Here is an 8,701-nt window from a genome sequence, read left to right on the forward strand (position 1 = left end):
TACACCCTCAGCCCGATGCAACCGGCGGATCTCCGCCCAGTCCTCCACCTTCAGCACCCCTCCTACCTCAGCAGGGGGTCAACTTTCGCGGCCCCCCAGGGGGTCAGTTTTCCGGAGGCTGCGACAAGTCCCAGCCGTCGTGGTGATGGTCGTGGATCGCGCGTAGCGCTGGGCGTGGGATGGATGCTGGCAGCGCCTGCTGCGCGGTGCGTCCGCCGTCCCAGAACGTGGTGATCTGCCGTCCGGCCTCGGTGGCGGCGATCCGCAGCCAGCCAGGGCCGTGGGGGGTCATTACCGGTCGGCCGAGAGTTCGTCCGGCGAAGCCCCACGCTTCCTTAGCCCGGGTCCGGTCGACCGCGACCCGGAGGGCGGCGCTGGCGCGGTCGTGCGCTGCGCGCATGCGGGTGACGGTGTCTGCGCCGCTCGGCGGCGGCCACATCAGCGTGCCTGCGGCGTTAGCGCTTCAGGGAGTGCGGGAGCGCGGAGGACGGTCTCGCGCGCTGTGACGGCGAGTACGCCCTGGGTCTCGGCACTCAGGCCGAGGCGGTTCCAATGGAAGATCACATGGTGGGCGAGGAGGTCGCGTAGCCCGCGGCGCAAGGTCCCGGCGTACGCGGCCTGTCCAAGGGCCCGACCGGCATCGTGAAAGGCGCTGGCCCAAGTTCCCAGGTTGGCCAGCGGTCGGTCCGAGCCGAACAGGTCACCTGCCGGGTCCGTGTCGGCGGTCAACAGCCTGCGCAGAGCGGCGGCGAGGGTTCGGACCTCGGTGGTGGTGGGTGCTGTGGCTGGCGGAGGGCGCAGGTGGCTGACACGGTCGAAGACGTCACCGCGCTCGTACCAGTCCAGGCCAGCGGCGCGCAGCAGCGTGACGATCAACAGCACCGACAGCTCGCGGCGGCCGAGACGCGGCGGGGTCCTGCTGGTGATCTCAGTGTGTAGGCGGCCGAGAATGTGGCCGCTGTCGGCGGCGAACAGCCGGTGCGCGACTTCGGCACCGACCTCGCCGCCGAGGGCGTACTCCTCGGGCTCGTAGATCCCTTCCGCCCAGGCTCGGATCGCACCGGCCGCGGTCAGGCCGTCGAAGGCGGGGCGGAGAGCGGCACGGAGATCTGCCACGGACGTGCCGCTGGCCGGGGAAAGCCGGAGCCGCCAGTCGGGCGTCTTGCGCACGAACCACCAGGAACCGGCGACGCCGCTGGCCTGGGTGCGGCGCAGCACGGGTAACAGGTGGGTCGCTGCGGCTGTCTCCGAGTCCGCTGGGTCGGGAAATGTGACGCGTACCTGGAAGCAGGCGGCGGCTTGGTCTGTGATCGTGGCGCGTCCTGCTGCCTGGTAGGTGGCGACGGCGTCGGCGAGATGGTCGGGATGCATGGCGGCGTGGGCGGCGGCGGTGGGTAGCGGCATGCCGGCAAGCACCGCGAGTACGGCCTGTTCGGTGCCAGCGGCGGTCAGTGGATCAGCAGGCATGTGTCCCATCCGGTGACCGGGGCGCCGGCGGCGACGCTGTGGAGGACGAGGGCGAGGCCGGCGTCTCCTTCGAGCAGCCCGTCACCCCGCCCGCTGGTGGAAAGGGCGGAGAACAAGAGGGAGGCGGCGAGTGCCGGGAGATGATGATCGAGGATGTCGGTGGTGGTGTCGGCGGCGGCGCGGGCGACGGTTTGGTAGAGCCCGGCCCATCCGTGGCACAGCCCGGCGTCGGTGAGGTGGGCGAGCTGGGTGGAGTCGGTCAGGCAGGCGGCGAGCGCTTGTTCGGCGGCGTTCTGGCGGGCGGTGTCACCGGTGGCGAGGCCGGCGAGTTGGAGGGCGCGGGCGATCCCGGGGGTGCCGTAGCACCAGCTCGGGCGGCCGGGGCCAGGCTGGGCCGACGCTGAGGTGTGCTGGTCGGCGCGGGTGATCCACTGTGGCCAGAATGGGCCGCCGGGGCTGTCTTGGCGCCATCGGTCGTAGAAGGCGCACAGCCTGTTGATCGCGTCGGTCTGGCCGTCGACGCGTATCCCGGCGCGGGCGGCGAGTGAAAGCAGGGCCAGCGGGCCGGCAGCGCCGTGCGCCATACCGAGGTTGGCGTGCCCGCCGGCGAATTTGGCAGATTTGCCCTGGGATGGGTCGTGGCTGCACCACCAGCCGGGTAGTTCCTTTCCGCTGACGTGGAGGGGTGTGGTGAGGCGGACGAGGTAGGTGAGGATGCGGCCGAGGGCGTCGTCGCCGGGGGCGTGGGTGAGGAGGTGGGCGCCGATGCCGGTCAGCCCGTTGATGACGTCGTATTCGGTGAACCGTCCCGGTTCACCTCGGTCGATGCGGGCGTTGGCGGCGTCGATGCGGCGGTGGGCGATGGTGGCGACGGCCTGGTCGAGCGCGGTGCGCGCCGTGGTGTAGCGGAGGGTCTGTCCAGCGGCGGTGTGAACGGCGAAGGCGACCGCTGGCGCACCGGCGAATAGAGAGCTGTTCCTTGCCACGCTGACGTGGCCGGCTGTGGTCGCTGTAAGCCACGTCTGGACGGACTCCCACCCTGCGCCGGCGTGCGCTCGTTCGGCGTGCAGGAGGGCGATGCCGGCCGCTCCGTCGGCGAGCGACTGCGCGGTCTGCCAGAGTTCACCGCGGGCCGGAATGGTGAGGCGGGTGGCGAGGCTAACTGCTGTGGCGGCGGCCTGATTGCGGTAGATCATGAGACGGTCGCCTCGGTGGTCGCGAGGGCACGTTCGGCCGTGGCTCGGGCGAGAGCGATGCAGGTCTGTTCGGCTGCTGGGTTCAGGCCGAGGGTTCGGACGGTGTGCAGGTGCAGCAGCGAGGCCAGGGCCTGGTCAGGCGGGCGCTGCGCGGCGAGGGTGTCCCGGTAGGCAGCCAGCGCTGTGGCCCGCGCCTGCCAGGCGGACATCACAACGTCGGTGCCGGGCACGGCGCGCAGATGAGCGAAACCATCTGCCGGGTCAGCGAGGCGCAACGCGATGGCGCGTTCCGCCCGTGGGACGCGGGCGGGCTTATGAGGCAGTACGTCACGAAGCCATCGCATCCCGGGGGAGGACGCGCCGGAGAATGCGATGGCCATGTCGACCAGGCCGGCGACGGTGACCGCTTCGATAGGCAGACGGGCACGTGCGGCGAGACGGCGGGCAGCGAGAGCGGCGGCGGAGTCGGCGCTGAAGACGGCTTCGGCGGCGGTCATCGCCGGGCCGTAACCGTAGCGGCCGGTTTCCGGTTGGTAGGTGTCGAGGTGGAGGTGGGACAGCAGTCCGGCCTCGCGCTGTGCCGCGGCCCAGGTTCCCAGCCGGGCCGTCAGCCCGCAGCCGCCGGGTTCAGTACCGGCGAGGCGTAGCCGCAGGTGGGGCTCGGTGTCGCGGTACGGCAGGAACCACCACGCGGGCGGGTTGGGCCACTCGTCCAGGAGGTCGTCGAGGTGGGCGAGTAGTTCGGTGATCCGGTCGGGGTGGCCGTAGAGCCGGGCCGACAGCCACAGCGACACGCCGGGTAGCTGAGCATCCGTCCGAGTCGTGGGCACGGTTGCTGCGAGGCGTTCCGGTGCCGGCCCCGGCAGCGGTACGGCGGTGGTGGCCAGTGGGATGACCAGTTCGTGGGCGTGGCCGTCGAGCCAGCCGAAGGCTTCCGGGGCGGCGTCCTCGTCGAGGCGGGCGGAGCCGTGGCGGTGCAGGTGATCGCGTAGCAGGGCGAGGTGGGCGTCGACGTGCAGGTTGAGGCGCAACCGGTTGTCGGTCTCGACGAGCTGGACCCGCGTGGGTACCGGGATCGCGCCGCCCCGGCAGGCCAGTGCCTCGCGGCATTCCTTTGCAGACGCGGTGCGGGCGGGCAGGTCGGCCGCTGTGAGGTTCCAGCGGGCCGGGGCGAGCACGGTGCGCCGATGGACGAGCCGGGGCAGGAACGGCAGGCCACTGGCGGTGCCCCAGGAGAACGGGATGGAGACGGCGACGCGGGCGGTGGGCAGCTCGCACAGGAACCGTGCCAGCGGATGGGCATGGTACCGGAACTCCACTGCATGCGCGGCGGACGGCTCGACGAGGCGTCGGTCGGGCAGCGACACCAGGTAAAGCCCTTCAGCGTCGGCCCCGATGGCCAGGTCGGCCGGGCGCAGCGCGCCCGGACCGGCGTCATGATGCTCGGCGAGCGTGATCACCGTGTCGGTGAGCTGCGGCGATCGGGCCATGCCGACGGTGGCTGCGGGAAGCGGCGGACAGGACACCTGCGCGGCCGTCGCGCCAGCCCGCATGGTGGGCAGGGCGGCGTAGGTGCTGCGGAATTGGTCGAGAGACGCGGGATCGAGCAGGTGCAGGAAGCGGCCGGTGGTGGTCGCGGCGGCGCGTCCGCCTCCGGTGACCCGCAGGGCGAACAGGCCTCGCGACAATGCTGTCAGGTCGTTGGCGTGGACCTCGACGATGAGTTCGGCATGTGGCGGAACCCGGGCCGGTGCGGTGTCGCCGGCCAGGGCCGCGATGTCGGCGTCGCCGAGGCTTACTTCGATGGCGCCGTCCAGGGCCGCTCGCTGCGCGAGTGCGGCCAGGCGCTGATCGCGGGCCGCGTCCCCACCGGGGCGGTGGGAGCGTGTGGAGCCTCGGAAGGTGGCGGGCAGACCGAGGCCGGTGTCCGGGTTGACGGCCTCCAGCAGCGGGACGACGGCGGCGGGGCCGTAGCGTTCCAGGAAGGCTTCATGCCAGTTCGCCCACTCCGGGGGCACGGCGGACGGCCCTGTGAGCTGGGCGAGCGCCCTCGCGGCGGCGCCTGCCTCCTCAGCGACAGATCCTGGCAGGACCACCTCGGCGTTCAACACGAGGTCTACGTCGAGATCCTGGTCGGCGCTGGGAACGACGCGCCGCTGAAGTGCAGCTGCCTGCGTGCGCAGCGCGCGACGGTGCGAGGCGGAGCGCGAATTGTCGTGGTGGGTGAGCAGGTGTTGCAGGTCGCGGATCGTGCTGAGGCGGCCGGCGAGTGGGGGAAGGCCGTCGATCCGGGCCGCGGCCAGCTGGTCGGCGACCTCGCTGAGCGGATCGGTGATGGTCGTTGCCGGGCGTAGAGGCGTGTGCAGGAACCGGCGGCGGACCAACTCGATCACCATGGCCTCGATCCGGCCGGCAGCGGAAGCGGGTGCGTCGGCGGCGAGGCGAGCGACCAGCTCGGGGACGGGCAGCGAGCTGGCCGCGTGGCGCAACGCGGCTTCCACAGCCCGGGTGCGGCGCACCGACACCTCAACCACCGACTCCGGCCCGGCGTCGTGGCCGGACCGGACGACAGGGCCGGTGAACAGTCGGTCGCCGCGGGCGACCGGTAGCCCGTCGGCGGTGACCGGAAGCCGTCGCAGGAGCGTGTCGCACGCTTCCAGGTCGTCGGCGAGCGCGGCGAGCCAGCCGCCGCCCGGCCGGGCGTGAACCCGATGGTCGTCGCTGAGCCGGACGCGTGCCCGCGGGCCGAAACCCGCGGGCGCGACACCGGCGAACAGGCCGAACGGGGTGGCACGCCCGACCATCCGCGACACGTACCGGGCTGTCGCCGTGACAGCTCGACGGGCCGCCCGTCGATCGTGGCACTGCCCGTCGAGGATCGTCGCGACCCGTGCGGCCAGCGAAGGGCTGGCGAGCGTCATCGCGTCGGCGAACACGGGTCGTGCCCAGATGTCCCGCAGCCAATCCGTCCAGCCGGCTACGGCGCTGTCGGTGTTGTCGTCGAGGTCTGGCCATGGTGGCAGGCCGACATCGGTGGGGACCACCGCCATCCGTAGCAGCGGAACGTCAAGGCTGCGGTACATCACGCACCTCTCAGCGGCGGAGGATCAGTCCTGCTTGCAGCTGGTGCAGGCCGACGCGCAGGTCTTGCCGCAGTTGTCGCTGGTGGAACGCAGCAGCTCGGGGATGACAGGACCGCCGTCGACGATGTGGACGTCCAGGTCGTAGTCGCCGGCGAGGGGCAGTGGGGCTGGGGCTGTCGGGTGGGCAGGAGTCATGGCGATGTCCCTTTCCTCCGAGGGGTTGGTGGTGAGCCCGCCGCTGTGCTGGTCAGGGCCAGCTCAGGACGACGGTGCGGTGACGCTTGGCGATCACCCGGCCGGGTGGAAGCGCTGCGGCCGGAGTCGCGGCCGGGTAGACGCTGATCGTGGCCGGGGGCCCGTCGCGGTGGGCCCGGTCCCACGCCTGGACCTGCGTGACGACCAGGTCGGCGAGGCGGGCGGCGTCAGGGCCGTGGGCGTAGGCGCCGAACTCGAAGGTGTCGTCGCCGTCCTCGACCTTTCGCAGGGTGAGGTAGGCAAAGCTGCCCGCTTCCACGGCGGTGGGCGTGCCGATCGGTGAGACGGGGTCGACGAGTTCTCGCGCGGTCTGGGAGCGGGCGCGGGAGAGCAGGCCGTAGTTGTCGAGGGTGCCGGCCAGCCACAGCAGCAGCCCGTCGAAGGGTTCCATCCCGCCGAACCGCACTTGCGACCACGCCTCGACCCGTGGGGTGAGCAGGGCGGCTCGCAGTGCGGCGGTGTCGAGTTCGGGTATCTGCTCGTCGAACCGCAGGCCGACGTCAGCATCGTGGAGCGGGACGAGGCGTTCGGGGTGGGCGCCGTCGCCGCGCACGGGTACGAAGCCGGCCATCTGGTGGTCGAGGCTGACCAGAGTGCCGTCGCGGGGTGTGAGCGCGACCGTCCGGCTCAGTCCCCGCATCCGCAGGGGCACGATGATCCGGCCGTCCGGGGCGAGTTGATCGGTCCAGGCGGGTGGGATGTCCCAGGCGCCCGCGGTGACGATGATCCGGTCGTAGGGGGCCTGCTCGGGGGCCCCGTGCTCGGCGTCGGCCAGCACGACGTGTACCTGGTCGTAGCCTGCCGCTGCGAGGCAGTGGTGGGCTCGTTCGGTGACGTCGGCGTCGATGTCCATGGTGGTCACTGCGCCGGTCGGGCCGACGAGTTCCGCGATCAGGGCGGCGTTGTAGCCCCCGGAGCCCACTTCGAGTACCCGCATGCCGGGGCTGATTCCGGCCTGTTCGAGCATCGTTGCCTGAAGCCACGGGGCGGAGACCGAGCTGACTGTCACGCCGTTCTGGTCGTGCTTGGTCCGCACGATGTCGTCGGTGTAGGCGTCCTTCAGCGAGACCTCGGGAGCGAACAGGTGCCGCGGCACCGTACGGAACGCTGCCTCGACCTCCTTCGTTCTGATCGAGCCCTCCGCGATGAGGTCGTCCACGAGACGGGCCCGTAGATCCTCAGCGCGCGCTTCCCCGTCGGCTCCGGGTGGTTGTTGTTGCCCGGGCATGTCGCTCACACGGTTCTCCCTCCTGCGATGTCGGTGATTGGTTTCAGTCCCAGGTGATCAGGAGCTGGGCTGATGGTTTCGTGAGGAGCCGTCCGGCCGGCGCCGAGGCGCGGCCGGCATCGGTGGGGTAGACGCGGATGGTGGGGTCCGGGCCACCGCGCCGCTCGGCGTCCCACACGCGGACGTCGTGGGTGAGCAGGTCGGCAAGCCGGTACCGGTCGGGGCCGTACGCGATGACACCGATCTCAACCCCGGTCCCGCCCGTTGGGGTGAAGGCCAGGTAGGCGAGGCTGTCGTCCGACCAGCAAGCAGAGACCTCGCCGGGCGCTGCGGGCGCGAGCAGTTCGGTTCCGGCGGAGGCGTCGGTGCCGTGGAGCCGGCCGTAGGTGGGCTGCACAATGGCCAGCCACAGGTCCAGGCTCGGCAGGTCATCTGCGGAGGGGGAGAGGGATACCCCGGTGGAGTGGGTGTGGCGCGGCCCACTGATCGCGTCGCGGAGCGCGTCGGTATCAGCGTCCTGGCCGTCGTCGAAGTCAAGGTGGACCCCGTCGGCCAAGCGGATCATCCGAGGCGAGGAGACACGGGCCCCGGCACCCTGGAGACGGACGAAGCCGTACGGCCGCATCGAGTCCGAGGTCAGAACCTCGCCGTCCCAGGTGAACGCGACGGTGCGCAGCAGGCCTCGTAGCTGCAGCGGGATGACGATGCGTCCGCCGGTGACGAGCTGGGCGGTCCAGGCCCGCGGGATGTCGGGTGCGTTGACGGTGACGACGATCCGGTCGTAGGGGGCGCGGAGCGGGAACCCGAAGTACCCGTCGTTGATCAGCGCCGTGACGTCGGTGTAGCCGGCTTTGCCCAGGCAGGCGTGGGTCCGGTGGACTACGGACTGGTCGATGTCGATGGTGGTGACGTGGCCGGTAGGCCCGGTCAGCTCAGCCAACAGGGCAGCGGTGTAGCCGCCGGAGCCGATCTCCAGGATCCGCTGACCGGGTTCGACCCGGAGCTGCTCGAGCGTCGCCGCGACGGTGGAGGGCCGTGACACCGCGCTGAGCGGTGCTCCGTAGACATCCCATTTCGTGACGACGACGTCGTCCTTGTAGGCCTCTTCGGTGGAGGCGTCGGGCAGGAACAGGTCCCGGGGCACGGCCCGCAACGCGGCCACGACCGGGGCGGAGACGGGCTCCTTCGCCAGGACCATGTCGATCATGGCCGTGTGCAGAGCCTGTCACGATTTTGGCTCTGGCGCACATTCGGTGGTGACGATGTGTAGCCGATGCAGATGCGGCGACGATAGTGGGCGAATCCCGTTCAATCCGGGCAACTGCCAGCACCCTGGCGCCCGTGGCTGCGCGTCGAACCCGCCAGTCACCACAGAGGCGACGCCCCAGAATGTCCGTATTGCCAAGCGCTTCACCACGCCTGGCAGGTCGCACGAATGCTAACCGTCCGTCACCACCGAATGTGCACCAGAG

The 8,701-nt window shown here is 71.2% G+C and carries 7 protein-coding genes; all 7 read right to left on the minus strand.

Annotation, left to right across the window (positions count from 1 at the left end):
* Positions 1-103 precede the first annotated feature (103 nt).
* From AB1460_RS34125 to fxlM (AB1460_RS34155), 7 genes are read right to left on the minus strand one after another with little or no spacing between them, the layout of a single operon-like run.
* A complete protein-coding gene (locus tag AB1460_RS34125; protein ID WP_368966441.1) occupies positions 104-400 on the minus strand; it encodes a hypothetical protein in 297 nt (98 codons plus the stop codon).
* 38 nt (positions 401-438) lie between these two features.
* Entirely contained in the window at positions 439-1,467 is a 1,029-nt protein-coding gene (locus tag AB1460_RS34130; protein ID WP_368966442.1) for a thiopeptide-type bacteriocin biosynthesis protein, read from the minus strand.
* The gene (locus AB1460_RS34135; protein WP_368966444.1) at positions 1,449-2,663 is read right to left on the minus strand and encodes a lanthionine synthetase C family protein; all 1,215 of its coding nucleotides are present in this window, start codon (positions 2,661-2,663) and stop codon (positions 1,449-1,451) included. Before AB1460_RS34135 ends, AB1460_RS34130 begins: the two co-directional genes overlap by 19 nt.
* A complete protein-coding gene (locus tag AB1460_RS34140; RefSeq protein WP_368966445.1) occupies positions 2,660-5,746 on the minus strand; it encodes a lantibiotic dehydratase in 3,087 nt (1,028 codons plus the stop codon). Before AB1460_RS34140 ends, AB1460_RS34135 begins: the two co-directional genes overlap by 4 nt.
* A 24-nt stretch (positions 5,747-5,770) precedes the next feature.
* The gene (locus tag AB1460_RS34145) at positions 5,771-5,941 is read right to left on the minus strand and encodes an FxLD family lanthipeptide (protein ID WP_368966447.1); all 171 of its coding nucleotides are present in this window, start codon (positions 5,939-5,941) and stop codon (positions 5,771-5,773) included.
* A gap of 52 nt (positions 5,942-5,993) precedes the next feature.
* Complete coding sequence (gene fxlM, locus AB1460_RS34150) at positions 5,994-7,229, minus strand: methyltransferase, FxLD system (RefSeq protein WP_368966450.1); 1,236 nt, start codon at positions 7,227-7,229, stop codon at positions 5,994-5,996.
* 43 nt (positions 7,230-7,272) lie between these two features.
* Positions 7,273-8,436, minus strand: coding sequence for a methyltransferase, FxLD system (gene fxlM, locus AB1460_RS34155; protein ID WP_368966449.1), 1,164 nt, complete (start codon positions 8,434-8,436; stop codon positions 7,273-7,275).
* Positions 8,437-8,701: the final 265 nt, after the last annotated feature.

The organism is Parafrankia sp. FMc2 (assembly GCF_041008525.1).
Taxonomy (GTDB): domain Bacteria; phylum Actinomycetota; class Actinomycetes; order Frankiales; family Frankiaceae; genus Parafrankia.

Coding starts and splice junctions, on each gene's coding strand:
- AB1460_RS34135 (WP_368966444.1), bottom strand. CDS start 2,663: ATGATCTACCGCAATCAGGCCGCCGCCACAGCAGTTAGCCTCGCCACC.
- fxlM (WP_368966450.1), bottom strand. CDS start 7,229: ATGCCCGGGCAACAACAACCACCCGGAGCCGACGGGGAAGCGCGCGCT.
- AB1460_RS34130 (WP_368966442.1), bottom strand. CDS start 1,467: ATGCCTGCTGATCCACTGACCGCCGCTGGCACCGAACAGGCCGTACTC.
- AB1460_RS34125 (WP_368966441.1), bottom strand. CDS start 400: ATGCGCGCAGCGCACGACCGCGCCAGCGCCGCCCTCCGGGTCGCGGTC.
- AB1460_RS34140 (WP_368966445.1), bottom strand. CDS start 5,746: ATGTACCGCAGCCTTGACGTTCCGCTGCTACGGATGGCGGTGGTCCCC.
- AB1460_RS34145 (WP_368966447.1), bottom strand. CDS start 5,941: ATGACTCCTGCCCACCCGACAGCCCCAGCCCCACTGCCCCTCGCCGGC.
- fxlM (WP_368966449.1), bottom strand. CDS start 8,436: ATGATCGACATGGTCCTGGCGAAGGAGCCCGTCTCCGCCCCGGTCGTG.